The organism is Micromonospora sp. NPDC002389 (assembly GCF_040296095.1).
In the GTDB taxonomy this organism is placed as follows: Bacteria; Actinomycetota; Actinomycetes; order Mycobacteriales; family Micromonosporaceae; genus Micromonospora.
This window is the reverse complement of record NZ_JBEOWP010000002.1, coordinates 1-23,367: the sequence shown is the minus strand read 5'-3', so window position 1 is coordinate 23,367 and position 23,367 is coordinate 1. Positions and strand designations below refer to the sequence as shown.

Sequence of the window (23,367 nt, the reverse complement as noted above, 5' to 3'; positions counted from 1 at the left end):
ACCGGCCCGGCCGACCCGCCACGACTCCACCGAGACCATCGCGCTACGTGGTGTTCGCGACACTGTACGAGATAGGAATCGGGGAAGGCCGCGTCGATCGATCCGGCGCGGCCTTCGAGCCGACGAGGTCAGCGGGTCAGGGCAGCCAGTCCGGCCGCAGCGGATAGCCGTTGACCGCGTCCGGGCCGTTGCGCGTGGCCAGCACCTGGTGCAACTGGATGCCGTTGCGCTCGAACGCCAACCGCGAACCGGCCATGTAGAGCCCCCACACCCGGGCCGTGCCGCTACCCACCTCGGCGACGCAGAAGTCCCAGTGCTCCACCAGGTTGCGGCACCACGCCGCAAGCGTCAGCGCGTAGTGCTGGCGCAGGTTCTCCTCGTGGTGCACCTCCAGCCCCACGTCGTGCAGCTCACTGATCACCCGCCCGGGACCGGCCAACTCACCGTCCGGGAAGACGTACCGGTCGATGAAGGCGCCCGAGCGGTGCGGCGCCCGGTTGTCGGCCCGGGTGATGCAGTGGTTGAGCAGGCGTCCCTCCGGACGCAGCCGGTCCCGGAGGAAACCGAAGTACGCCGGGTAGTTGCGCACTCCGATGTGCTCGGTCAGCCCGATCGAGGAGACCGCGTCGAACTCCTTCCCGGGCGCGTCGCGGTAGTCCATGTGCCGCACCTCGGCCAGCCCGGTCAGCCCCTCGCGCGCGATCGCCGCCTGCGCCCACTGGGCCTGCGCGCGGGACAGGGTCACCCCGAGGGCCTTGACGCCGTACTCGCGAGCCGCGTGCCGGACCATGCCGCCCCAGCCGCAGCCCACGTCCAGCAGCCGCATCCCGGGACGCAGCGCGAGCTTGCCGGCGACCAGGTCGTACTTGCTCGCCTGCGCCTCCTCCAACGTGTCGTCGGGGCTGCGGAAGACCGCACAGGTGTACGTCATCGACGGCCCGAGCACCTTCTCGTAGAAGGCGTTGGAGACGTCGTAGTGGTGGCTGATCGCACTGCTGTCCCGGAACCGGGAGTGCCGCAGACCGCCCACGATCCGCTTCCAGCGGGGCAGCGCCTCCTGCGGCGGCGCCGGAGGCGGCAACAGCCGCTCCCAACCCAGCCCGCGTACCAGGGCCAGCCCCTCGGCCACCGTCGGTGTGCGTACCCGCAGTTCGTCCTTGAGCACCCGCAACGCCTCGTACGGGTCGCCCGGGTGCACCCCCTCCAGCGCCAGGTCCCCGCTCACGTACGCCCGCGCCATGCCCAGGTCGCCCGGCGCGGTGAGCAGGTACGACAGTCCCCGCTCGGATCGGATCGACAGGGTGATCCCGGCGTCGGCCGGACCGAGTCGACTGCCGTCGTACCCGGTGACCCGGACCGGCAGCGGGCCTGCGGTGAGGGCCCGGACCACGTCCGCGACGCTCGGACCACGTCGGCCGCTCCCGGCCGGCGGTGTGGCGGGAGCGCCGGCCGCCCCCTGATCTCGATCAACAAGGCTCATGCGCGCGCTACCGCCTTTTCGTACAGTCCGGTGAGCCGATGTTCCGGGTCGTACCGGTCCCGCACGGCGCGCCACGTCTCGCCGCCGTAGAGCCGGTCGAACGAATCCCGGTCGTAGTACGCGTCGGAGTAGAGCGACTTGTGCCCGCCCGTCTCCGACACCGCGCGCTCGATCTCCCGGTTGACGTCGCCGTCGGCGGCGCCCTCGGCGATCGGCACGCTCCCCCAGAACCCGATGTTGACGTAGTCCTGCCCCGGCCGGAGCGGGTACAGCGGCCAGGACCGGGCGGAGCCACTGCCCGTCGGCTCGCGGAGCCGCAGCGGACACAGCCACACCGGGGCCATCCCCACCCGGCGGGCGAACCAGTGCAGGAAGTCGGCGGTGCGGTCCAGCGGGATCTCCACGTCCTGCACCACGCGTTCCCGGGCCGGCTGGCCACGCCAGCGGTCGATCCGGGCGGCCACCTGGTGCCGGTGCTCCAGCCGCACGATGCGGTGGTAGACGTCGCTGCGCCGCCAGCGGGCCGGCCACAGCCGCCGGACCAGCGGATGCTGCGCGCCGAACGCCGCCGAGCACCAGAACCAGTCGGTGTCCCAACGCCACAGGTAGTCGTGGACGGTCAGTGTGTCGTGCGGCAGCCGGCGCAGCGACCGGTAGTAGATGCCCTGGCCGGTGTAGTCGGAGACCCGGCCCGGCTCGTCGGTGAAGCGGGCCAGCACCAGGTACGCCTCGCCGGGGCTGAACATCACCCCGTCCATCGCGTCGACGGTCTCCCCCGCCCAGGCGCGGCCGGCGGTGATCTCGGCGATCGCCTCGGTCAACGCGGTCAGGTCGGTGAACCGTACGTTGCGCAGCGCCACGTGCCGCCGGACCGGTTGCAGCTCGATGCGCAGCCGGGTGGCGTAGCCGAGGCTGCCCAACGAGTTGGGGAAGGCGGCGAAGAGATCCGCGTGTTCGCCCTCCGGCCGGGCGGTGACCAGCTCACCGGCCCCGGTGAACACGTCCATCTCGGTCACCGACTCGTGCGGCAGGCCGTTGCGGAACGAGGTCGACTCGATGCCCAGCCCGGTGACCGCCCCGCCCAGGGTGATGGTGCGGAGCTGCGGCACCACCAGCGGCATCAGGCCGTGCGGCAGGGTCGCCTCGACCAGCCGCTCGTAGGTGCACATGCCCTGCACGTCGGCGGTGCGGGCGGCCGGGTCGACGCCGAGCACGCCACCGAGCCCGCTGACGTCCAGGCCCGCCGTACGCGGGGCGTCGCGCGGGCGGAACAGGTTGGAGGTCCGTTTGGCCAGCCGCACCGGCCGACCCGGTGGCACCGCCGCGTACGACCGTCGCAGCTGAGCCACCGCCACGTCATGATCACGCAAAGCGTGCATGGGGTCACTTTACGCGTCGGAGGTGCCGTGGGCGGGCCGTCCACGCGAGAGTTACCGCACCTGCGATGGCGTACCGGCCCGGGGTGGGCCAGGATGCCGGCATGTCGGAAACCGATGGATCGGGCACCGTCTACGGCACCCGCCGTTCCGGACCGCCCCGGGACCCGGTGCTGCTGGTGGCCGGTGCGGTCGGGCTGGCCGGCGTACTGGCCGGGGTGCTGTTCGCCACCGGCCTGCTCGGTGGCGGCGACGACCCGCAGCCGGCACCGGTCGCCGGCAGCCCGACGGCGGCCGCACCGAGCCCGAGCGAGAGCTTCGCGCCACCGACCGTGGAGAGTCCCGAGCCGACGCCCACTCCGTCGCCCACTCCCGCCGAGCCCGACCCGAACACCGGGCCGAAGGTGCTCCGGGGCGTCGGCTCCGGCCTCTGCCTCGGGCTCGACGGTGACGGCGAGCGGGCGGTGGCGAAGCTGGCCGGCTGCACCGGCGGGCCGGAGCAGCAGTGGGTGGTCAACCCGTTCGGCCCGGACACCGTGACACTGACCAACGGCGCCCACAACCAGTGTCTCGACGTGGAGGGACGCAGCGGCGACGACGGTGCCCGGTTGCAGCAGTTCGGCTGCCACGGCGAGGACAACCAGCAGTGGCGTCTCCAGGCGGCCGGCGACGGCACCGTGCTGGTGGTGGCCGTGCACAGCGGCAAGTGCGCCCAGGTCCGCGACGGTGGTGGCGAGGCCGGCACCGACGTGGTCCAGGCCCCGTGCGACGGCAACCCGGCGCAGCGCTGGTCGCTGCAGTGACCAGCGCGAAGGAAGGGTCCCCTGTTAACGCCTGCGGTATAGCAGGGGTCCCCTGCTAACAGTTCCCGGGACAGCGAGTGCCGGACGGCGCGCGAGGGCGGGGTGTCAGGGGCGCAGTGCCCGCAACTCGGCCAGGTGTCGGGGCAGGTGGACGCGAGTGTGCAGGTCGATGACGCGGCCCCAGGGCAGCGGCTCGTCGACGACGAGGTCGAAGCCCTCGCGCAGGTGCGTCTCCACCGGCGTGTCGGCCCCCGCGCCGAGCCGGGCCACCAGGGCGACCAGGCGGTCGCTGCTGAGTCGAAGCCGATCGGCCAGCCCGTCCAGGCCGCCGGCCTCGGCGACCAACGCGTCCAGTTCCGGGCGGTGGATCTCGTCCAGCTCGTAGAAGGCGTACGGGGAGCCGGCGAGCACCGCCTCGGTCGCCTCGCTCATCAGCTCGTCGCTGGTGACCAGGTGCGCCACGATCTGTTCGGCGCGGTAGCCTCCGGTCGGCGGCAGCCCGAACCCGCCCGCGTCGACCTCAGTCAGCAGCGCGTCATACGCCTGCCGCAACCCGTCGACCTCCACCCGGCCGAGCCTAGCGGCGACCGCGCCGTGACCGCAGGTAGTCGCTGACCACGTACTCGCCGAGGTCCTCGGTGTCCGGGGTGAAGACCCGGCCGCCGCTGCGCTTGGCCACCGCGTCGACGAAGCGGCGCAGCCCCGGGTCGTCACCGAGCATGAACAGATTCAGCGTCGCGCCGTACCGGCCGAGCCGGTCCACCTCGCGGATGGTCGCCTCGACGGTCTCCGGCAACGACGGCCAGTGGAACACCGCCTCGCCGTCGGCCGGGTCCAGGTGGGCGGTCGGCTCGCCGTCGGTCACCACCAGCACCACCGGTTCGGCGTCCGGGTGGCGGCGTAGGTGCCGGCCAGCGAGCCGCAGCGCGTGTTGCAGGTTGGTGCCCTGGGTCATGTCCGGCTCGACCGCGGCCAGCTCCTGCTGGGTCAGTGTCGCCGCCCGCCGACCGAACCCGATGATCTGGAGCGCGTCCTGCGGGAACCGGGTCGCCATCAGGTGAGCCAGGGCCAGGCCGGTCTGCTTCATCGGACCCCACCGGCCCTGCGAGATCATCGAGTACGACAGGTCCACACAGAGCGCCACCGCCGCCGAGGCCCGTCGCTCGGTCTCCACCACCTCGAAGTCCTCGACGGCCAGTTGCACCGGCACTCCGGGGCCGGCCCGGCGTACCGCCCGGGTGAGCGTCCGCACCACGTCGATGGGCTGCTCGTCGCCGTACGCCCAGGGGCGGGAGGCCCCGGTGACCTCGCCGGCCGCGCCGGCCGACCGCAGGTCGTGCTGTCCCCGAGGCCCGGCGGTCAACTCGGCGAAGACCTGGCGCAGCGCGGTGCCACCGAGGCGGCGGAGCGCCTTCGGGCTCAGGGTCAGGCCGTCGGCGTCCCGGGTCACCCAGCCCTGCCGGCGCAGCTCCCGCTCCAGCTCCCGCAGTCGGCGTACGTCGTCGGCGGCGTCCCGGCCGAGCGTACGGGCCACCGACTCGACGTCGATGTCGTCCAGGGTCGCCCCCGGGTACTCCTGCCCCAACTGGTCCAGCAGGTCGTCCAGCTCGGCGATCTCGTCCAGCGCCCCGGTCGCCTCGCCGTAGCCGAGCGGCTGCTCGCCCCGCATCCGTTCGCCCCGGCCCCAGCGCAGGTCGGGACGGAGCGCCCGCAGGTTGCCCTCCAGGTCGGCCAGTTCCCCGGCCAGCCGGTCGCCGAGCGACTGGCGCATCAGGCCGGCGAGTTCCTCCCGCTGCCGGTCGGAGAGCGAGTTCATCAGCCGTTGCCCGGCCGCCGCCCGCCGGGCCAGCAGGTCGATCAGCTCGTCGACGTCGGCCGGCCGTTCCGGGAAGAAGTCGCCGTGCCGGCGCATGAACTCGGCGAACGCGTCGGTGGTGTCCTCGGCGCGGGCGTGCTTGGCCAGCAGGGCGTTCAGGTCCCGCATCATCTCGGCCAGCCGCTCCTGCACGGCCGGGTCGGCGGCCATCTGGGCCGAGGACCGCAGCCCGGCGAAACGCTGGCCGAGTACGTCGTCCCGCAACCCGTCGAGGATCCGCTGATAGGTCTGCCGGGCCTCCTCGCTGGCCCACCGGTACTCGGACAGTTCCCGTACCGCTCGTGCGGTGGACCGGGGCAGGTTGTCCAGCGTCGCCTCGGCGAACCGGGCCGCCTCGTCCGAGCGGCCGGACAACTCGTCGCGCTCGGCGGCCAGCGCCTGGTCGAGCAAGGCCTGTGCCCGGGTCACCGCGCCGTCCAGGTCACCCCGACGCAGGGCCTCCCGCCGGAGCCGCCTGGCCCGGGCGGTCAACGCGTCCAGCCCGCCCCGCTCCTGCGGCCCCCGGCGCAGCAGTTCCCGCAGCGCGTCCCGCAGGCTGCCGCCGGCCAGCACCTCCTGGCCGACCTGGTCCACCGCGGCCTGCACGTCGTACGGCGGCGCCAGCGGATCGGGGCCGCCCCGCCACTGCCCGTACCGGAACCGGTTGCCGGCCATGGTCAGTCCCGGCCGCCGTAGCGGGTCCGCCCCGAGTCGGTCACGTCCTTGCCCAGTCGACGGCTCAGGTGCAGCCCCTCCAGCACGAACTCGACCGCCGCGGCGGCCTGCCCGGGGCTGGGCGCGTCACCGACGCCAAGCCGGTCGAGCACCTTGGCCAGCCCCGGCACGGTGCCCACCTGGCGTAGCAGTTCCGCCGCCGACACCAGTTCCCCGGTCTCGACGGTCTCGCCCTCCTCGACCAGTGTGGTGAACCCGGACAGGTCCAGCCCGGCGAGCCGGGCCCGGAACGTGTCGGCGGTGGCGGTGCGCAGCAGGTGGCCGAGAATCTCGATCTCGCGTCCCTCCTCGCCGCTCTCGAACTCCACCTTGCCGCGCAGGGTGGAGGTCACCGACACCGCGTCGCCCACCCGCGCTACCGCGTCGAGTGCAAGGAAGGGCCCCCTATTAACGTCTGCGGTAGAGGAGGGGTCCCCTGCTAACACCTCACCCGGCGCGGCCGACGCACCGGGCACGGCGGACGCACCGGGTACGGCGGATGCGTCCGGCGCGGCGGGCACGGCCGACGCGCCAGGCACGGCGGACGCACCCGGCACGGCAGACGTGGCGGCCAGCAGGCCGGCTCGGCGCAGCGCGGCGGCGGCGACCGTCTCGGCGGCGGCGACGGCGAACCGGGCGGAGACACCGGAACGCGGGTCGACCGAGGGCGACTCGCGGACCGCGCGGGCGAACCGGGCGAGCACCTCCAGCACGTGCTCCGGCACCTCGGCGACCAGGTCGGCCTCCTGCCGGATCAGCTCCAGTTCCCGCTCCAGGTCGGTCGGGTAGTGGGTACGGACCTCGGCGCCGAACCGGTCCTTGAGCGGGGTGATGATCCGACCCCGGTTGGTGTAGTCCTCCGGGTTGGCGCTGGCCACCAGGAGCAGGTCCAGGGGAAGCCGGAGCTGGTAGCCACGGACCTGGATGTCCCGCTCCTCCAGCACGTTGAGCATCGCCACCTGGATGCGTTCGGCCAGGTCCGGCAGCTCGTTGACGGCGAAGATGCCCCGGTTGGTACGCGGCACCAGCCCGAAGTGGATCGTCTCGGGGTCGCCGAGCGTACGGCCCTGGGCGAGCCGGATCGGGTCGACGTCGCCGATCAGGTCGCCGACGCTGGTGTCCGGGGTGGCCAGCTTCTCGCCGTACCGCATCGAGCGGTGCAGCCAGCCGATCGGCAGGTCGTCGCCGGACTCGGCGACCAGCGTCCGCGACGCCGGGGTGACCGGGTGCAGCGGGTGCTCGTTGAGCACCGACCCGGGGATCACCGGGGTCCACTCGTCCAGCAGGCTCACCAGTGACCGGATGAGCCGGGTCTTGCCCTGGCCCCGTTCGCCGAGGAGCACCATGTCGTGCCCGGCCAGCAGCGCCCGCTCCACCTCCGGCAGCACCGTGTCGTCGTACCCGACGATGCCGGGGAAGCGTGGCGCGCCGCTGCGCATCTGGGCCAGCAGGTTGTCCCGCAGTTCCTGCTTGACGCTGCGGTACCGGTGGCCGGCGGCGCGCAGCGCGCCCAGCGTGCCGGGCAGGTCGGCCGGCGGGACCGGGGTCATCGAGGTCGGTGCAGTCACCCGCCCAACGCTAGCGCGCTCGGACGGCTTTCAGCTCTGCCCGTCGGATCCCCGGCTCAGCCGGGTGAGCGCGGCGTCGATGGCGACCCGCTGCGACTCCTCCGAGTAGGTCTGCGGATCGACCGCCGCCAGCGCGTTGAGCCCTTCGACCACCGCGACCAGGCTGATCGCGGTGTCCGCGTGGGCGGCCGGCGGCCAGTCCGGGCGGACCTCGGCGACCAGGCCGCCGATCCGGTCCAGGAACCGCCGGTTGTAGGCGCGGTGCAGGTCGGCGAGGACCGGGTCGGCCAGCGCGGCGGCGAGGAAGCCGACCCACACCCGCGCCTCCTCGCGCTTCTCCTCGGTCGGCGAGGCGGCCTGCCACAGCACGGCACGCAGCGCCGCCCGGGGCGAGTCGGCGTCGGCCTGGGCGGCGTCGGCACGCTGGCCGGTACGCCGATGCAACAGCTCCCGGGCGTGCACCAGCAGCGCCTGCTTGTCGGCGAAGGTGTGCAGCACCATGCCGGTGGTGCAGCCGGCCCGTTCCGCGACCGCGCGCAGGGTGAGGCCGGGCAGCCCCCGCTCGGCCAGCACCGACCAGGTGGCCGCCGAGAGGCGACGCTGCTGGTCGGCGAGGTCGCGCCGTCTGGGCATCCGTCCCCTCCCCTGGCCGTGGCCCCATACCGTAGCGTACGTTACGGTAACGCTTGTTACGGATCACCGGAGAGGGAACGACCATGGTCTCCATCGACCACGAGCCGTGGGACTCGACCGACGCCACCCGCCTACGCGCCGCGCAGCGCGCCGAACTCGACGCCCGGTACGGCTGCGACGACCACGAACCGGGCGCGCCGCCGAGCGCCGAGACGATCAGCGTCTTCCTCGTCGCCCGGGACGCCACCGGCACCGCCGTGGGCTGCGGCGGCCTGCGCCTGCTCGGCCCCGGATCGGCCGAGATCAAGCGGATGTACGTCGTCCCGCCGGCCCGGGGCACCGGCGTGGCCGTCGCCATCCTGCGCGCCCTGGAGGACGCGGCCCGCCAGGCCGGAGTGCGCACCCTGCTGCTGGAGACCGGCACCGCCCAGCCCGACGCGCAGCGCTTCTACGAACGCGAGGGCTACCGGCCCATCGAGAACTTCGGCCCGTACCGGGGTGCGCCGCTCTCCGTCTGTTACGCCCGCGACCTGCCCTGAGGAACCGCCGCCGCGCCAGCGGCGGGCACCGGGGCGAGTCGGTCAGCGGCGGACGCGGGCCTTGATCATGCGTGGTACGGCGGCCAGGCCGGTCAGTGGGCGGAACGCCCGGGCCGCGTTGACCAGGGCGGCGTACTCGTCCTCGGTCAGGTCGATCTCGGCGGCGGCGGCGTTGCGCTCCATCTGCTCCACGCTGGACGCCCCGGGGATGGCCACCACGTTCGGGTGCCGCAGCACGTACGCCAGGGCGATCTGGCTCGGCGTGGCGTCGTGGGCGGCGGCCACCTGACGCAGCGTCTCGATCAGGGCCGCGCCCCGGGCCAGGTTCTCCGGCAGGAAGTACGGGTTGGCCCGGCGGATCGCGCCGACCGGTGGGTGCCGCACGTCGTACCGGCCGGAAAGGAATCCCTGGGCCAGCGGGCTGTACGCGATGACGACCCGGCCCGCCTGCTCCGCGTACGGCAGCAGGTCCTGCTCCGGCTTGCGGTCCACCATGCTGTAGCGGACCTGGTTGCTCAGCACCCGCCGACCCAGCACGGTCTCGGCGACCTGCCAGCGGCGCAGGCTGTAGTTGCTCACCCCGACCTCGCCGACCAGGCCGACGTCCTGCAACGCGCGCATGCCCCGCATGGTGGTGCCGTCGGCGACGAGCGGGTTGGGCGAGTGCACCTGGTAGAGGTCGATGCTGCTGACGCCGAGCCGGGCCGCCGAGGCGACCGCCCGCTGCTGCACCACCGCCGCCACCGGCAGCACCGGGAAGATCTTGGTGGCCACGGTGACCTTGTCCCGGTCGCCGGCCAGCGCGGCGCCGAGGATCCGTTCGCTGCGACCGAGGCCGTAGATCTCGGCGGTGTCGAAGACGGTCACCCCCAGCTCGACGGCGCGCCGGACGATGTCCGCCGCCAACCGCTCGTAGTCGGGGCCGTAGCCCCACTCCCGCGAGCCGAACTGCCAGGTGCCGAGACCGATCTTGGACAGGGGCTTCGGGGTGTCGAGCTGCACGTAGCGCATGACGTCGACCGTACCCGCCGCGTCGTTCCCCGGCCGCCGGTCCGGCGGGCGAGGCCGCGCCGGACGGTCACCAGGGGCGCGGGTTGGCCCGGTGGTTGCGGACGGTGCAGGCGGGTCCCTTCGGTGGCCCGCCGCGCGAGCCGCGCAGCCGCAGGGCGATCGACACGAGCAGCAACGTGAGCAGCAGGCCGCCCGCGACCAGCGGCCAGCGGCGGCCGTCCAGGTAGGTGACCGCGGCGACCGGTACGTTGTCGGCGACCTCGGTGGTCGCGTCGGCACCGACGCCCGGCAGCCCGTTCTCGGCCTCCGGGGTGCCACCGGCGGAGCCTGCCGGCGTGATGCTGCCCGGCCGCAACGCGTCGACCGCCACGACGTCCACGTCCGAGCAGGAGTAGTAGGTGTCGGCGGTGTCCGAGTGCTGCCAGATCGTGTAGATCACGTGCCGGCCGCTGCGGTCCGCCGGCAACCGGCCGGACATCAGGTACGTCCCGTCCCGCAGCGGCGGGTCGGTGATCCGCAGGAAGGGCAGCCGGTCCAGGTCCGCCCAGGTCAGCTTCCTCGACGGGGTGTAGCCCTCACGGGTCAGGTAGAGCCGGAAGGTGCCCTTCTGCGCCGCGGTCGCGCGGTACTGGAAGGCGAACTCCGCGCCGGCGGTCAGCGGCGTCGCCGGCCAGTCGGTACGCGGCAGGTCCAGCCCCCGGTACGCGGACAGGCCGCCGCTGCACAGCTCCCCGTCGGGGATCACGTCCCGGTCCCGGCCGTCGACGCCGTACACCCGGACGTTGTCCCACTCGCGCAGCGCGGCGCCCTCCTGCACCGCCGCCAGGCAGGCCGACGTGCCCACGTGCGGCCCGTCCGGCGCGCACGCGGCCGAGCGGCTGACCGGGTACGTCGGGGCACCCTGCGCGGCGGCGGGCAGCGCACCGGTCGTCGTCCCGACGAGGGCGACCAACGCGACGACGACAACTCGACGTACGGCCATGTTCTCGGACCTCCCACGCACCAGTACGGGCCGGAGGCGTCGACAGTTCGATCTCCCCGGCCCGGATCTGGTGAGCGACCCGAACGGCCGGCGTCAGGAGCGGTACGCGGCCACCGCCTTGGCGAACCGCTCCACCAGTTCACGGCAGTCGTCGGTGGAGACGGTCAGGTGCGGCAGCAACGGCATCACGCCGCTCGCGTAGCTGGTCAACAGCCCGTACTCGCGGCACACCCCGCGCAGGTTGTGGACGTCGCGCAACGACCAGAGTTCGCCGTCGGCGTCGCGCAGCTCGACGCCGAGCATCATGCCGATGCCGCGGACCGCACCGATCCGGGGATCCGCCTGCGACGCGGCGTTCAGCATCTCGACCAGTTCGGCACCGCGTCGGCGCACCGCGGGGAGGAAGCCGTCGGCGGTGAGGATGTCGAGCACCGCCAGCCCGGCCGCCGCGCCGATCGGGTGGCCGTCGGTGGTGGAGCCGTTGGGAAAGCCGAGCCGCACGGGCGGGTCGGCGAGGGCGTCGTAGATATCGCTCGCCACGACCAGGGCGGCGAGCGGGAAGTAGCCGGCGCTCAGGCCCTTGCCGAGCACCAGCATGTCGGGGACCTCGGCGAGCCGCTCGACGTAGGTCATCGCGGCGACCCGGCCGGCGCCGGTGGTCACCTCGTCGGCGATGGTGTGGATGCCCCGGCGGCGACACTCGACGATCAGCGTCTCCAGGTAGTGCTCGGGCGCGGGCAGGAACGAGGTGCCGGAGACCGGCTCGAACATCACCGCCGTCACCCGCTCGACGCCGACCGACTCGATGGCGTCGAGGACCGGGCGTACGCACTCGCCGGTGCACGCGTCGGGGTCGCAGGCCACCGGCGGCGGCGTCGTCACGTGCACCACGTGCCCGTCGATCGGGGCGGAGTAGTCGTGCAGGATCGGCTCGTCGGTCAGCGCCGTGGCCAGAGGTCCGGTCCCGTGGTACGCGTCGTGCAGCGCGATCACGGTGTGCCGGTCCGTCTCGCCGGTCATCCGGCGGTAGAACCGGGACAGCATCGCCGCCGCCTCGGTCATCTGGCTGCCGGTGTTGCCGAAGCGTACGTGCCGCAGCGGCTGCGGCAGCAGCGCCACGAGCGCGGCGGCGTAGTCGACGGTGACCTGCGGCGGATGCTCGTAGCGCATCACGGTGCCGCTGGGCAGCACGTCGAGCTGGCGGGTCATCGCCTGCTTCACCGACTCGCACGAGTAGCCCAGCGTGACGTTCCACATCGACGAACGGGCGTCCAGGTACCGCCGTCCGGCGGCGTCCTCCAGGTGGCTGCCGGCACCGCTGACCAGGAACAGGTCGGGGCCGTTCTCCCGCAGGTGCGGGCCCATCGGCGTGAGGCCGTGCCAGACCGCGTACTCGCTGTTCGTCATGGTCATCTCCGCGGGGTGAGGGGGGCCGAGGTGTCGAGTGCCGCGCGGACGATCCGGTCCGCGTCGGGTAGCAGGCCGTCGAGCAGCGCCGGGCTCACCGGCGTGGGAACCGGGACGCCGGTGAGCAGCTCGACGTGCTCGGGGCGGGCGGCGCCGGTGCTTACCAGGTGATAGGCCAGGTCGGTCAGCACGGACCCGGCGCGGGGCTGTTCGTCGACCAGGATCACCGGCCGGTCGGGCACCACCATCGCGGCGACCCCGTCCCGGTCCAGGGGCGCCGCCGTCCGCAGGTCGACCACCCGGGCCTGGAGGCCGTGCTCCGCCAGCCGCCGCGCGGCCAGCATGCTCTCGATGAGCGTGTTGCCGATCCCGACCAGGGTCAGGTCGTCACCGGGCCGGGCCAGCCCGGCGACGCCGAACGGCAGCGGGTCCGCGGACGGCTCGGGCTCGGGCAGGTCGGTCCAGGTGGGGGTGAACAGGCGCGGTGACTCCAGCAGGACGACCGGGTCGGGGTGACGCAACGCGGTCCGCAGCAGGCCGCCGACCGCGTTCGGCGAGCCGGGTACGGCGACGACCAGGCCGGGGATCTGGCTGAGCATGCCGTACGGCACGTGTTCGTGCTGCGCGCCGAGGTGCTCGCCGCCCTGGGTGACGCCCCGGATCACCAGCGGCACCGAGAACTGGCCGTCGCTCATGTACCGCCAGGTGGTGACCTGGTTGACCAGCTGGTCGAACGCGCTGAACAGGAACGCCACCCGGTTGACGCTGAACAGCACCCGCCGGCCCACCAGGGCCATGCCCAGGGCCATGCCGAGCATCGCGTTCTCCGCGATCGGCATCCGGACCATCCGCTCGGGGCCGAACTGCGCGACCAGGTCCTCCTGCTGGAAGGTGCTGAAGTGACTCAGGGTCGGCTGCTCGGTGAACGCCTCGCGGACCGCCTCGCCGATCGGGTGGCGGCGGCTCATCGGCCCGCCCCGATCAGGTCCGCGGTGACGGTCACGCCGGTGGTCGCGGTGGCCGGATCCGGGTCCTCGGCGGCGAGCGCCGCCCGCAACACCGCGTCGACCTCGGCGGCCACCTCGGCATGCAGCGCGTTCAGGTCGGCCGTGAGTCGTCCGGCGGCCATGGTCAGCGGATCGCGTTCCGCCCACCGTCGCCGTTCCTCCTCGGGCCGGTACTGCGCCGGCGGGTGCTGCCCGAGCTGGGTGTGGAAGTCACGCAGGTAGGTGTGCGCCACGACGACCTGGGGTCCGGTGCCGGCGCGGCAGGCCGCCAACGCGGTGTCGGCCGCGTCGTGCACCGCCTCGACGTCGTTGCCGTCGACCTCGACGTACGGCAGCTTCAGCCCGGCGACGAGTTCGACGGGGCTCAGGTGGCGTACCAGGGCACTGGCCGTCTGGTCCTGCCAACCGTTGTCCTCGCAGACCACCAGCAGCGGCAGCCGCTGGGCGGCGGCGATGGTGAGCGTCTCGTACGCGCCACCGGCACCGAGCGCGCCGTCACCGCAGAAGACCAGCACGGCGCGCCCGTCCCCGTCGAGCCGGGCGGCCATCGCGGCACCGGCGGCGATCGGAATCTGGGCGGCGACGATCGACGTCGAGCCGAGCAGACGGTGGGTGCGGTCGGCGAGGTGCATCGAGCCGGACTTGCCGCCGCAGAGGCCACCACGACGACCGAGGACCTCGCGCATCACCCGTTCGGGCGGGCAGCCGGCGGCGAGGGCGTGACCGTGGCAGCGGTAGAAGCTCACCACCCACTCGGCGGGGTCCCGGGCGCCCAGCACACCGACGGCGACCGCCTCCTGGCCGGTGTACGGATGGATCGCGCCGGGCACCAGGCCCTGCTCCGCGCACCGCAGCAGACTTTCCTCGAAGAGTCGGATGGTGAGCATGTCACGGTAGGCGGACAACAGGTCCATGGTGCTTCCCGTCGTTGGCTTCTCAGCGAGTGCGGTCCCGGGCGGAGATCGCAGAACGCGGTGCGCCAAACGTGATGCCGGTTCAACTTTCGGGTCGACGAGGTGCGGCGTCAACGGCTGGCCCCGAGGATGGCGCGATGCTGCCAACCTGGTCGTCACCGTCGGATCGGTCGATTGGCGAGATCGTGCCATCTTCCGGGCCGGGCAGTTCGGTACCGCCGCCACGCAGGCTGCTCACGCAGCCGCCGAGCAGCGCGGCGGAGGCGAACAGGATCAGTGTGGGCACCAGCCCCCACCACTGCGCCAGGGCTCCACCGAGCAGCGCGCCGACCGGGATCGCGAAGGTCGTCGCGGCCCGCCCGAGCGCGATCACCCGGCCCAGTTGGTGGGCGGGTACGAGCGACTGCTGGAGGGTGGTGGTCGCGATGAACCAGACGGTGGCGCAGAACGCGAAGATCGCCTCGTAGACCACGAGGGTGACGAAGGGCGGGGCGACGGTGGCGGCCGGGATCAGGAACAGCGCGGCACCGGCCAGCGGGGCGAAGACCGGCACCACCCGGGTCATGCCGAGCCGGCGGATCACCCGGCCCGCCACCGTGACGGCCAGCAGGGACACCACGCTGCTGACCACGTAGGTGATGCCGATCAGCCCGGGTGACAGGTGCAGGTGCTGGTAGGCGTAGACGAGATAGAGGGCGCCGAGCGCCGACCCACCGAAGTTGAGGGCCGCCGCCGTCACCGCCACCCGGACCAGCACCGGGCGCTGGCGCATCGCCGCCACTCCCTCACGCAACTGGTCGAGCATGCTGCCCGCCGTACCGTCGGAGGTGGCGGCGGGACCGGTGCGGGCACCGATCCGCAGCCGGGCGTACGCGACCACGCTGAGCAGCCGGGCCAGCGCGTCGACGCCCATCGCGGCGGCGGCACCGGCCACCTGGATCAGCCAGCCGGCGAGGGCGGGACCGGCCACCTGCCCGACCGACCGGGCCCCGGCCATCGCCGAGTTCGCCTGCACCAGCCGCTCGGCCGGCACCAGGCGCGGTATCGCGGCCTGGAGGCCGATCGTGACCAGGGCACCGAGTCCACCGGCGACGACCGCGACCACGGCCAGCATCGGGATGGAGAGCACGCCGAGCAGGCCGGCGACCGGCACCGTGGCGACCACGGCCGCGTAGCCGAGACTCCCGCCGACGAGCAGGCGGCGCGGCGATCGGGTCCGGTCGACCACCACTCCGAGCATCGGCGACGCGAGGGCGTGCGTGCCGAACTCGATCGCGAACAACGCGCTGGCAACGAACGGTGACGCTCCCAGGTGGAGGATCGCCAGCGTGGGCAGCGCCAGCGCGGTGATCTCGGTGCCGATCACACCGGTCCCGTGCGCCGCGACCAACGGGCCCAGACCCTCCACCCGGCGCCGCAGCCGCCCCAGTCCCGCAAACATCAGCGCAGGGTATGCCGTACGGGTGGCACGTCCGTGCCACCGCCCGACGGGCACCTTGACCATGGTGCACACCGCCGTTACCGTTTCGCCAAGCTCCGGGCGGAGAAGTGGCTGGTAGCACCGGCCGCAGGCAGGACACGAGGCACCTGGCCGGTCCCAGCCGAACCCACGGGTTCGCCGCCGGGCCACCGTGCCGGACGTGGCGCCGAGATCCCCTTCCCCTGTCGGTAGTGGAGCTGGCCATGGTCCTCATTCGTCACGATGAACTCGACAACGACGCCGTCGCGTACCGCGTCTTCGGGGTGACCCGGGACAAGAAGGCGTGGCGGGCGAGCGACATCATCGGCGACGGACTGCGCCGCAAGGACTGGGACCGCACCGAGATCGCCTGGCGGGCCGCCTCGCGCGGGTACTACGCCGAGCAGGCCGGCCTGGTCGCCGCCGCCACGCTGGCGGCGAACACCGAGGACGCGCCGTTCCGCTTCAGCCTGGCCCTGGCCACCGCGGACGAGGCCCGCCACGCGGACGCCTTCTACCAGTACGCCCGCGCGATCGGCGGCGACGTCGAACCGGACGCGCAGGAGGCGATGGAGCCGCTCGACGAGATGCTGCTGAGCCTGCCGCACATGGGCCGGGCACTCGTGCACACCATTCTCGAAGGACTCGCGTCGGACGAGTTCATCCTGTTCGGCGAGATCTTCGCCGGTGACCCGCTGGCCCGGCTGTACGAGGCGGTGCGGACCGACGAGATCCAGCACATCGCCATCGGTCTGAACTATCTCTCCCGGGTCTCCGCCACCCCGGCCGGCGCCGAACTCTGGCGCGAACACGGCCAGGAATGGCACGACATCGGCTTCGACGTCACGGCGCTGAACAGCATCGCGACGTCCTGTGCCAGGTTGACCGGCCGCGACCCCGAGAAGGTGCGGTCCTGGTTCGTCCGGCGGCACCGGGCCCGACTGCGGGCCGCCGGTCTGTCCTTTCTCGACCTCGAAGGAGGTGAACGGAAATGAAGATCAAGAAGGTGGCGATCAAGAAGGTCACGCACGGCTCCTGCAAGTACGCCGTCATCCTGTGACCAGCAGGTGAGTGATCCCGGTGGTCCGGGTGGGGGTGACCCACCCGGACCACCGGCAGCCTGCGGTGCCCACCACCTCCTGCCACCCGCGCCGGATCTGCGAAAGACGAGACGATGACCATCTGCCTCGCGGCCATGCCGTGGCAGTCCCTGGACTGCCCGTCGCTGCCCATCGGACTACTCAAGGCCGTCACCGTCGCCGCCGGCCGACCGGAACCACTGAGCTACCACGGCGGCATCCGCTGGGCCGAGTACCTCCTCGAAGCCACCGACGGTGAGCTGGGGCCGCCGGAGTACACCGAGGTCGCGGAGGAGGGGTTGTTCCACGGGCTCGGCGACTGGGTGTTCGCCGGGGTCCTGCGCGGCGACGACTCGTTCGGCGTCGCGGAGCTGCGCCGGTACGCCGAGAAGCACGGTCTCGACATCGACCGGGTCGCCCGGATGCGCGAGTACGCCGCCGGTTTCGTCGACGCCGCGGCCCGCGAGATCCTCGCCACTGAGCCCAGCCTCGTCGGTTTCACCACGACGTTCATGCAGAACGCGCCGAGCCTCGCCACCGCCAAGCGGATCAAGGAGCTGGCCCCGCACGTGCCCATCGTGCTCGGTGGCGGCAACTGCGACGGGATGATGGGCGCCGCGATCCACGAGAACTTCCCGTTCGTCGACTACGTGGTACGCGGCGAGGGCGAGATCGCCTTCCCCGCCCTGCTCGACGCGCTGGACGGCCGGATCGAGCTGGCCGCCGTACCCGGGCTGTGCTGGCGTGACCAGGACGGTCGGCACGACAACCCGCAGGGCAAGCTGATCCCGCCGGCCCTGATGCCGGTGCCGGACTACGACGACTGGTTCGCGCTCATCGCGGAGTCGCCGGTCGGCGAGTACGTGGAGCCGAAGCTGGTGCTGGAAAGCGCGCGGGGCTGCTGGTGGGGCGAGAAGCACCACTGCACCTTCTGCGGCCTCAACGGCACCGGCATGCAGTTCCGCGCCAAGGCGCCGGAGACGGTCATCGAGGAGCTGACCTCGCTGGTCCGTCGCCACCAGACGCTGGACGCCATCATGGTCGACAACATCATCGACAACCGCTACTACCGGGACCTGCTGCCCAGCGTGGCCGCCCTCGACTGGGACCTGCGCATCCACTACGAGGTCAAGTCCAACCTGCGCCCGGACGAGATCACCGTGCTGCGGCAGGCCGGCGTGACCCACGTACAGCCGGGTATCGAGTCGCTGGTCAGCCCGGTCCTCAAGCTGATGGACAAGGGCGTCACCGGGGTACGCAACGTGCGGACGCTGCGCGACTGCGAGGCCGCCTCGCTGACCGTCTCCTGGAGCTGGCTCTACGGCTTCCCGACCGAGTCCACCGCCGACTACGAGGCGGTCCTGCGGCAACTGCCGGCCCTGGTGCACCTGCAACCGCCGGCCGGTGCGGCCCGGATCCTGCTGGAACGCTTCAGCCCGTACTTCGAGAACCCGCTGTTGGGCTTCCCCAACCGCCGGCCCGCCAAGATGTACGACCACGTCTACGCGCTCGCGCCGGAACGGCTGACCGACATGGTCTACCTGTTCGACACCGATCCGGCCGGGCTCTCCGAGACCGACGCCGAGGGGCTGCACAAGCTGATCGGGATCTGGATCGACGCATACCCGTCCAGCTCGCTGCGGATCCTGAGCGCCGACGACGAGGAGATCGTGATCGAGGACCGGCGGGTCGGCTGGCCGGAGCAGGACCACCGCATCACCGGAGCCGGGTTCGTGGCCGCGTACCGCGAGCTGGAGAACGGACGGACCGCGAAGGCCCTGGCCGCACGGGTCGCCGAGTACGGCCTGACCACGGAGGAGTTGCAGGACTGGTTGGCGAAGCTGGCCGGTGACGGACTGCTCTTCACCGAGCAGGGCCACTGGATCACCCTGGCCACCCCCACCGAACCGCTGAAGGTGAGCTGATTCCCATGACGACGGCGACGAGCGCGGTGATCGACTTCGACGCGCTGCGGGCCGACCCGGCGGCGTACAGCCTGCTCGCGGTCGAGCTGCCCGAGCCGCTGCGGTTCGGGCAGTCCCCGGCGGAGGACCTCGACCTGCTGCGGATGCTCCGCGCGGTCACCAGCCACGCGGTACGGCTGCGGTGGACGCTGCGCGGTCGCCCGGCGTTCCCGCTGCACACCTATTCGCACCTGCTGCCGCCGTGCCTGGGCGTGGAGTTGGACGACGTCACCCACACCGTTGCCTGGGCGCGGGACTACCGCTACGGGTCGTTCTACTACCGCCGGGGACCGGGGATCGTCACTATCAAGGACGTCCGGCCCGGCCAGCCGGCCTCGCGAATGGTCATCGAGGACGGTGCCGACCGGTTCGAGCATCTCGCCGAGTCGGCGGACGGCCGCCCGGAGGCCGACGACGCGGAGCTGGTCGCTGACGCGGTCGAGGCAGGTCTGGCCGTCGAAGCCGACGGCCGCACGCTCGTACTCCCGTTCCGGATGCGGCACTGGCCGGTGCCATACCTGGCGGTCTGATCAGACCAGGCCGCGTCGCGCGGCATGGACACCGGCCTGGAATCGGGTGTTGGCGTCGAGCCGGTGCATCATGTCGGACACCCGCCGCGCGAAGGTTCGCCGGCTCATGTGCAGGGTCGCCGCGGCCTGGTCGTCGGTCAGCCCCTCGCCGAGCGCGCGGATCAGCTCCTCGCCCTCGTCGACCCGGGCGGTCGTCGTCCGGGCGGCCCGGGTGCGCTGCACCGCGGTGTCCCACATCAGGCCGAACACCGTGGCCAGCGAGTCACCCATCACCACGCTGCGGATCCGGGTCAGCCGACCGTTGCCCGGATGCACCGGATCCTGGTGGGGCAGATAGACCACGGCCCGGTCCCGCACCACGAGGAAGTAGGGCAGGTCCACCGGGGCCGGCAGCGCGATCCCGTCCCGGGCGAGGGCGGCCACCGGCTCGGCCAGCGGCTCCCGGCCGGGCGTGAAGAGCAGGCGGACCGTCAGGTTGCGGGCCCGTAGCTCGCCGAACACCTCCGCCGGCAGCGGCATCTGACCGGGTATAGGCGCCACGACCAGGAGCTCGGTCCGGGTCAGATCGGTCAGTTCGGCGCTGAGCAGCAGGGCGCTGATGTCGGCGCTGAGTACACGCCGGTCCTGATAGGCGGCCCGCTGCACGAGGTTTCTGTCAGTGATGGTGGAACGGACGGGTATAGAGCTTGGGCTATCGTATATCACCTTATATGCCCATCGATAACGGCGCGCGTCACCGACCAGCCATAGGCCGGCACGGTCCTACTGCATTTCCACCGGACCACGGAGAGTCAGCGATAGACTCTCCGCGCCCATTCAGAGCGGGTGTCGGTCGCCGCGCGGCCGGACGATGATCACAGCTCCCACTGTCGGATCACTTCCCAGCCGTCCAGTCGCGCGGCGGCCCGCACACAGAGATCAGCCAGACTCAGTTCGGCGGATCTCATGTCACAGATAGCGACATAGGCCCCTATCCACATCAACCCCGCTCGTTCTATCACCTTGACGTGTTCGACTCGGTCGCCATCCACACGACAGCCGAGAATCAGGTCCCTTAGCCGTTCGGGCGTCAGCGGCGTCCGTGCCGTCGTCACCGGAATGAGCGTTACGGCTGACAGCTGCACGTTTCCATCCAATGTGTCGTAGACATCCCCCGCCAACACGCCCCCACGTTCAGCGAACGGCATCAGCGACCTAGCGCAGCGGCATTCCCCAGGAGTACCCGGCGGTCGGGCCTTCGGTCTTGTTGAGGGGAACGCGCTCGCCGAGCAGCGGAGCGGAGGCGCTGACCACAAGAGCCAGGGCGGCAAGGGCGAACTTCAGGCGACGAGACATACAGCCACTTTCCTTCCCGAATCAGGCAACCTGCCTAACGGTTTCCCCGATTACCGCGTCGGCGAAGCCAGTCTCTTGCGACGCCCGGATACGGTCAACAAGATCCAAGTGACGGGATCGCGCCAGGCGGGTTCACGTCAGGGTGGCAGGATCTTGCCAGCCGTCTTTGCCGTCTGACAATCTCTTTCCGGCACGCCACCGGTCGGGCACGGAGTACGAGTGGGAGGGAGCAGTGTGTTCAGCACCCTGGGCATATCGACCACCGCAGAGGCCGTTTACATGACCATGTTGCGCCAGTCGACCTGGGGGGTCGCCGAGATCGCCGAGTCCCTGCGGATCGACGCGCGGCAGGTGCACGACGCACTCGACGAGCTGATCGAACTCGCCCTGGTCCGTGAGTCGCCGGTCAGCCCCGGCAAGATCACGCCGACCAGTCCCAAGGTCGGCCTCGCGGCGCTGCTCGCCCGCGCCAAGGCGGACATCGCCCAACAGCAGTACGAGATCGAGGCGACCCAGGCGGCGATCGACGCGCTCTCCGAGGCGCACCACGTCGACCAGCCGGACCAGCAGCACCAACTGATCCAGATCGTGCAACTCGACTCGGTACGCCAACGCCTCCAGGAACTCGCCCGGCTGACGCAGGTGGAGTGCCTCTCGTTCAACCCGGGTGGCGCACACCGGCCGGACGCGATGGCCGCCAGCAAACCGGTCAACCAGGAGGCCCTGGAGCGGGGCGTGACCATCAAGTCGATCTATCAGGAGAGCTTCCGCAACGACCCCGACACGCTCGCCTACGCCCGCTGGTTCAACAGCCTCGGCGGCGAGACCCGCTGCCTGCCGGTGGTGCTGTTCCAGATGATCATCGTGGACCGCCGCATCGCGCTGCTGCCGGTCGACCCCACCGACGCCCGCAAGGGCGCCATCGAGATCCACAACCCGGGGATCACCGCCGCCCTCAGCTCGCTGTTCGACCACGCCTGGTCCACCGCGACACCGTTCGGCTCCACGGCCAGCGCCGACGAGAACGGGCTGGAACCGACCGAGCGGCAGTTGCTCCAACTGCTCGGCGACGGCTACACCGACGAGGCCACTGCCCGCAAACTCGGTCTGTCGGTCCGCACCGTGCAGCGGATGATGTCCGACCTGACCACCCGACTGGGCGCCGAGAGCCGCTTCCAGGCCGGCGCCAACGCCGTACGGCAACGCTGGCTGTGACCCGGTCCGCGCCCCGCCCCGGGAAGTCCCGCGGCGCGGTGCCACGGGGCGAGGGCGCGGCAGGTCACACCGACGGCTCGCAGATGAGCCAGTCGCCGTCCTCGCGGAGCATCGACACCATCCGCGCCTGCGTGGTGCCGTCGGCGTAGCTGACGCTGACCCCGACCGTGCCGGTGGTCTTCCACGGCAGGCCGTTGACCCGCAGCTCACCGGTCATCTCGTGGGAACTGGGCAGCCGCGCCTCGGCCGCCGAGGTGAACGCCTCCCGGGACTGGTCGGCGCGTACCTCGGCGCAGAGCGACCCGTACGCGTCGTCGAAACGCCGCTCCTCCAACGCGCGGTAGTAGTCGTCCACCACGTCCTTGGCGACACCACCGCTGCGCGCCGTCAGGAAGACGGCCGAACCCGCCCCGGCGAGCACCAGCAACACGACCGCACCGACCACCACCAGCAACACCGTCTTCCTGGTCTGCTCCGACTCCTGCTTCCTCATGCCGGCACTCCGCTCCGCGTCGTCCCCTGCTTCCTCATGCCGGCACCCCGCTCCGCGTCGTCCCGCCCTGGGGCGCGTCTGCCTCGATGATCTGCTCACTCCGTTCGCTCGTGTCGGCACCGAACACGGCGGTGGTCGCTCCGGCGGTCTCCGCGCCGTCGATGACCAGTTCCTGCCCGGTGAGGAAGCTCGCCTCCGGGGAGGCGAGGTAGTGGAAGGCCGCCGCGATCTCCTCCGGAGACGCGTGCCGTCCGGCGGGGATCTTTGCGTTCACCTCGTCGAGCATGGCCGGCGTGTACTCGGCCAGTTGCATCGGCGTCAGCACCGCACCCGGGCTGACACAGGCCACCCGGATCCACGGGCTCAGCTCCAGGGCGAACGTGCGGCACAGCGCCACGATGCCGGCCTTGGTCGCGTTGTAGTCGGCGTAGAGCGGGTAGCCCCGCGCGCCGTTGACCGAGGCGGTGGCCAGCAGCACGCCGGCCCGTTGCCGCACCATCACCCGGGCCGCCGCCTGCCACAGCCCGAGTACGCCCAGCAGGTTCACGTCGACGACGCGGCGCGCGTCGGCCTCGGTCAGCTCCAGCACCCCGTGTCGCACGCTGATGCCGGCGTTGGCGATCACCACGTCGATCGGCGCGGTCTCGGCGACCTGCGCCACCGCATCGCGGACCGCCGACCAGTCCGCGACGTCGGTCTCGATCCACGTGACCGCCGGGTTCTGCGGATCGGCGGGGGCCTGCACGTCCAGGTTGAACACCCGGTCCCCGCCGGCGGCGAACCGTTGGGCCGTGGCCCAGCCGATGCCGCTGGAGGCACCGGAGATGATTACCGTCCGCATCGAACTCTCCCAGTTCTCGTGTGGGTCGTGGGGGGGGGGGGGGGGGGGGCCCCCCCCCCCGGGGGGGGGGCGCCCCCCCCCCCCCCCCCCCCCCCCCCCCCCCCCCCCCCCCCCCCCCACCCCCCCCCCCCCCCCAAACACACCCCCCCCCAGCCCCCGACC

Annotated in this window: 23 protein-coding genes; 6 read left to right on the top strand and 17 right to left on the bottom strand. The window is 72.1% G+C overall.

The window, feature by feature from the left end; genetic code table 11:
* Positions 1-136: 136 nt before the first annotated feature.
* Complete coding sequence (locus ABT008_RS03260; RefSeq protein ID WP_350693234.1) at positions 137-1,480, bottom strand: class I SAM-dependent methyltransferase; 1,344 nt, start codon at positions 1,478-1,480, stop codon at positions 137-139.
* Entirely contained in the window at positions 1,477-2,859 is a 1,383-nt protein-coding gene (locus ABT008_RS03255; protein ID WP_350693232.1) for an FAD-binding oxidoreductase, read from the bottom strand. Before ABT008_RS03255 ends, ABT008_RS03260 begins: the two co-directional genes overlap by 4 nt.
* Before the next feature lie 101 nt (positions 2,860-2,960).
* On the opposite strand from ABT008_RS03255, the gene ABT008_RS03250 reads away from it, so the two are divergent.
* Positions 2,961-3,659 carry an RICIN domain-containing protein gene (locus ABT008_RS03250; RefSeq protein ID WP_350693230.1) on the top strand — a complete coding sequence of 233 codons (699 nt, stop codon included), beginning with the start codon at positions 2,961-2,963 and terminating at the stop codon, positions 3,657-3,659.
* A 105-nt stretch (positions 3,660-3,764) separates the two neighbouring features.
* On the opposite strand, the gene ABT008_RS03245 is transcribed toward ABT008_RS03250, so the two are convergent.
* The 4 genes from ABT008_RS03245 to ABT008_RS03230 are packed head-to-tail and all read right to left on the bottom strand — an operon-like array spanning position 3,765 to position 8,429.
* Complete coding sequence (locus tag ABT008_RS03245; protein WP_350693229.1) at positions 3,765-4,226, bottom strand: hypothetical protein; 462 nt, start codon at positions 4,224-4,226, stop codon at positions 3,765-3,767.
* Between the two features lie 10 nt (positions 4,227-4,236).
* A complete protein-coding gene (locus ABT008_RS03240) occupies positions 4,237-6,189 on the bottom strand; it encodes a vWA domain-containing protein (RefSeq protein ID WP_350693227.1) in 1,953 nt (650 codons plus the stop codon).
* Positions 6,190-6,191: 2 nt separating this feature from the next.
* The gene (locus ABT008_RS03235) at positions 6,192-7,778 is read right to left on the bottom strand and encodes a magnesium chelatase ATPase subunit I (protein WP_350694040.1); all 1,587 of its coding nucleotides are present in this window, start codon (positions 7,776-7,778) and stop codon (positions 6,192-6,194) included.
* A gap of 48 nt (positions 7,779-7,826) precedes the next feature.
* Positions 7,827-8,429: a TetR/AcrR family transcriptional regulator gene (locus tag ABT008_RS03230; protein ID WP_350693226.1), complete on the bottom strand. Its 603-nt coding sequence runs from the start codon at positions 8,427-8,429 to the stop codon at positions 7,827-7,829.
* A gap of 83 nt (positions 8,430-8,512) precedes the next feature.
* Here ABT008_RS03230 and ABT008_RS03225 point away from each other — a divergent pair, with 83 nt between their 5' ends.
* On the top strand, positions 8,513-8,968 hold the full coding sequence (locus tag ABT008_RS03225; protein ID WP_350693224.1) for a GNAT family N-acetyltransferase: 456 nt from the start codon (positions 8,513-8,515) through the stop codon (positions 8,966-8,968).
* Positions 8,969-9,010: 42 nt separating this feature from the next.
* Here the strand turns inward: ABT008_RS03225 and ABT008_RS03220 are convergent, their stop codons facing one another.
* The 6 genes from ABT008_RS03220 to ABT008_RS03195 all read right to left on the bottom strand — a co-directional run bounded on the left by ABT008_RS03220 (position 9,011) and on the right by ABT008_RS03195 (position 15,730).
* Positions 9,011-9,979 carry an aldo/keto reductase gene (locus ABT008_RS03220; RefSeq protein ID WP_350693223.1) on the bottom strand — a complete coding sequence of 323 codons (969 nt, stop codon included), beginning with the start codon at positions 9,977-9,979 and terminating at the stop codon, positions 9,011-9,013.
* Between the two features lie 67 nt (positions 9,980-10,046).
* A complete protein-coding gene (locus ABT008_RS03215; RefSeq protein WP_350693221.1) occupies positions 10,047-10,961 on the bottom strand; it encodes a lytic polysaccharide monooxygenase auxiliary activity family 9 protein in 915 nt (304 codons plus the stop codon).
* Between the two features lie 93 nt (positions 10,962-11,054).
* Entirely contained in the window at positions 11,055-12,368 is a 1,314-nt protein-coding gene (locus ABT008_RS03210; RefSeq protein ID WP_350693219.1) for an aminotransferase family protein, read from the bottom strand.
* A gap of 2 nt (positions 12,369-12,370) precedes the next feature.
* Positions 12,371-13,336 (bottom strand): alpha-ketoacid dehydrogenase subunit beta, encoded by a 966-nt coding sequence (locus ABT008_RS03205; RefSeq protein ID WP_350693217.1) that lies wholly within the window; start codon positions 13,334-13,336, stop codon positions 12,371-12,373.
* Positions 13,333-14,280, bottom strand: coding sequence for a thiamine pyrophosphate-dependent enzyme (locus tag ABT008_RS03200; RefSeq protein ID WP_350693216.1), 948 nt, complete (start codon positions 14,278-14,280; stop codon positions 13,333-13,335). The genes ABT008_RS03205 and ABT008_RS03200 overlap by 4 nt, the downstream gene beginning before the upstream one ends.
* Positions 14,281-14,371: 91 nt before the next feature.
* Positions 14,372-15,730 (bottom strand): MFS transporter, encoded by a 1,359-nt coding sequence (locus tag ABT008_RS03195; protein ID WP_350693215.1) that lies wholly within the window; start codon positions 15,728-15,730, stop codon positions 14,372-14,374.
* A gap of 242 nt (positions 15,731-15,972) precedes the next feature.
* Here ABT008_RS03195 and ABT008_RS03190 point away from each other — a divergent pair, with 242 nt between their 5' ends.
* From ABT008_RS03190 to ABT008_RS03180, 3 genes are all read left to right on the top strand, one after another.
* Positions 15,973-16,743 (top strand): ferritin-like domain-containing protein, encoded by a 771-nt coding sequence (locus tag ABT008_RS03190; RefSeq protein WP_350693213.1) that lies wholly within the window; start codon positions 15,973-15,975, stop codon positions 16,741-16,743.
* 179 nt (positions 16,744-16,922) lie between these two features.
* The gene (locus ABT008_RS03185; protein WP_350693211.1) at positions 16,923-18,752 is read left to right on the top strand and encodes a RiPP maturation radical SAM C-methyltransferase; all 1,830 of its coding nucleotides are present in this window, start codon (positions 16,923-16,925) and stop codon (positions 18,750-18,752) included.
* Between the two features lie 5 nt (positions 18,753-18,757).
* Entirely contained in the window at positions 18,758-19,321 is a 564-nt protein-coding gene (locus ABT008_RS03180; protein WP_350693210.1) for a DUF5825 family protein, read from the top strand.
* Here ABT008_RS03180 and ABT008_RS03175 read toward each other — a convergent pair whose 3' ends face one another.
* The 3 genes from ABT008_RS03175 to ABT008_RS03165 all read right to left on the bottom strand — a co-directional run bounded on the left by ABT008_RS03175 (position 19,322) and on the right by ABT008_RS03165 (position 20,656).
* Positions 19,322-19,966, bottom strand: coding sequence for a hypothetical protein (locus ABT008_RS03175; RefSeq protein ID WP_350693208.1), 645 nt, complete (start codon positions 19,964-19,966; stop codon positions 19,322-19,324).
* 209 nt (positions 19,967-20,175) lie between these two features.
* Positions 20,176-20,508: a hypothetical protein gene (locus ABT008_RS03170; RefSeq protein ID WP_350693206.1), complete on the bottom strand. Its 333-nt coding sequence runs from the start codon at positions 20,506-20,508 to the stop codon at positions 20,176-20,178.
* 7 nt (positions 20,509-20,515) lie between these two features.
* Positions 20,516-20,656, bottom strand: a complete 141-nt coding sequence (locus ABT008_RS03165) for a hypothetical protein (RefSeq protein ID WP_350693204.1) — start codon at positions 20,654-20,656, stop codon at positions 20,516-20,518.
* A 234-nt stretch (positions 20,657-20,890) separates the two neighbouring features.
* On the opposite strand from ABT008_RS03165, the gene ABT008_RS03160 reads away from it, so the two are divergent.
* A complete protein-coding gene (locus ABT008_RS03160) occupies positions 20,891-21,871 on the top strand; it encodes a LuxR C-terminal-related transcriptional regulator (RefSeq protein ID WP_350693202.1) in 981 nt (326 codons plus the stop codon).
* 64 nt (positions 21,872-21,935) lie between these two features.
* Here the strand turns inward: ABT008_RS03160 and ABT008_RS03155 are convergent, their stop codons facing one another.
* On the bottom strand, positions 21,936-22,364 hold the full coding sequence (locus tag ABT008_RS03155; RefSeq protein ID WP_350693200.1) for an Rv0361 family membrane protein: 429 nt from the start codon (positions 22,362-22,364) through the stop codon (positions 21,936-21,938).
* Positions 22,365-22,398: 34 nt separating this feature from the next.
* Positions 22,399-23,205, bottom strand: a complete 807-nt coding sequence (locus ABT008_RS03150) for an SDR family NAD(P)-dependent oxidoreductase (RefSeq protein WP_350693198.1) — start codon at positions 23,203-23,205, stop codon at positions 22,399-22,401.
* Positions 23,206-23,367 lie beyond the last annotated feature (162 nt).

Excerpts from the sequence above, each read along its gene's own strand:
- ABT008_RS03260 (WP_350693234.1), bottom strand. The coding sequence starts at position 1,480 with ATGAGCCTTGTTGATCGAGATCAGGGGGCGGCCGGCGCTCCCGCCACA.
- ABT008_RS03255 (WP_350693232.1), bottom strand. The coding sequence starts at position 2,859 with ATGCACGCTTTGCGTGATCATGACGTGGCGGTGGCTCAGCTGCGACGG.
- ABT008_RS03250 (WP_350693230.1), top strand. The coding sequence starts at position 2,961 with ATGTCGGAAACCGATGGATCGGGCACCGTCTACGGCACCCGCCGTTCC.
- ABT008_RS03240 (WP_350693227.1), bottom strand. The coding sequence starts at position 6,189 with ATGGCCGGCAACCGGTTCCGGTACGGGCAGTGGCGGGGCGGCCCCGAT.
- ABT008_RS03235 (WP_350694040.1), bottom strand. The coding sequence starts at position 7,778 with ATGACCCCGGTCCCGCCGGCCGACCTGCCCGGCACGCTGGGCGCGCTG.
- ABT008_RS03230 (WP_350693226.1), bottom strand. The coding sequence starts at position 8,429 with ATGCCCAGACGGCGCGACCTCGCCGACCAGCAGCGTCGCCTCTCGGCG.
- ABT008_RS03225 (WP_350693224.1), top strand. The coding sequence starts at position 8,513 with ATGGTCTCCATCGACCACGAGCCGTGGGACTCGACCGACGCCACCCGC.
- ABT008_RS03220 (WP_350693223.1), bottom strand. The coding sequence starts at position 9,979 with ATGCGCTACGTGCAGCTCGACACCCCGAAGCCCCTGTCCAAGATCGGT.
- ABT008_RS03215 (WP_350693221.1), bottom strand. The coding sequence starts at position 10,961 with ATGGCCGTACGTCGAGTTGTCGTCGTCGCGTTGGTCGCCCTCGTCGGG.
- ABT008_RS03210 (WP_350693219.1), bottom strand. The coding sequence starts at position 12,368 with ATGACGAACAGCGAGTACGCGGTCTGGCACGGCCTCACGCCGATGGGC.
- ABT008_RS03205 (WP_350693217.1), bottom strand. The coding sequence starts at position 13,336 with ATGAGCCGCCGCCACCCGATCGGCGAGGCGGTCCGCGAGGCGTTCACC.
- ABT008_RS03195 (WP_350693215.1), bottom strand. The coding sequence starts at position 15,730 with ATGTTTGCGGGACTGGGGCGGCTGCGGCGCCGGGTGGAGGGTCTGGGC.
- ABT008_RS03190 (WP_350693213.1), top strand. The coding sequence starts at position 15,973 with ATGGTCCTCATTCGTCACGATGAACTCGACAACGACGCCGTCGCGTAC.
- ABT008_RS03185 (WP_350693211.1), top strand. The coding sequence starts at position 16,923 with ATGACCATCTGCCTCGCGGCCATGCCGTGGCAGTCCCTGGACTGCCCG.
- ABT008_RS03180 (WP_350693210.1), top strand. The coding sequence starts at position 18,758 with ATGACGACGGCGACGAGCGCGGTGATCGACTTCGACGCGCTGCGGGCC.
- ABT008_RS03170 (WP_350693206.1), bottom strand. The coding sequence starts at position 20,508 with ATGCCGTTCGCTGAACGTGGGGGCGTGTTGGCGGGGGATGTCTACGAC.
- ABT008_RS03165 (WP_350693204.1), bottom strand. The coding sequence starts at position 20,656 with ATGTCTCGTCGCCTGAAGTTCGCCCTTGCCGCCCTGGCTCTTGTGGTC.
- ABT008_RS03155 (WP_350693200.1), bottom strand. The coding sequence starts at position 22,364 with ATGAGGAAGCAGGAGTCGGAGCAGACCAGGAAGACGGTGTTGCTGGTG.
- ABT008_RS03150 (WP_350693198.1), bottom strand. The coding sequence starts at position 23,205 with ATGCGGACGGTAATCATCTCCGGTGCCTCCAGCGGCATCGGCTGGGCC.